A 256-nucleotide genomic window follows, 5' to 3' on the forward strand; every position below is an offset into this window, starting at 1 on the left:
CTTGGAGGTAATGTTGTTCATGCAATGGCGGCGCAACTACAAAATGAAGGGGAAGAAGTAGAATTACTCGTTATGCTTGATTCTTATCCTGGTCACTTCTTACCGAATACGGAAGCACCTACTGAAGAAGAAGCGTTAATCGCATTACTTGCTTTAGGGGGATATGATCCAGATAACATGGATGGTAAACAACTGACTATGGAAAGTGCGATTGCAATACTTCGCAAAGATGGAAGTGCATTAGCGAGTCTTGAAG

The 256-nt window shown here is 42.2% G+C and carries 1 protein-coding gene; it reads left to right on the forward strand.

What is annotated here, in order from left to right; all coding sequences use genetic code 11:
• The coding region (locus JDS96_RS31260; RefSeq protein ID WP_199669172.1) for a thioesterase domain-containing protein at positions 1–256 on the forward strand (256 nt) is incomplete at both ends.

This window comes from Bacillus cereus group sp. N21 (assembly GCF_016483395.1).
GTDB classification, from domain to species: domain Bacteria; phylum Bacillota; class Bacilli; order Bacillales; family Bacillaceae_G; genus Bacillus_A; species Bacillus_A pseudomycoides.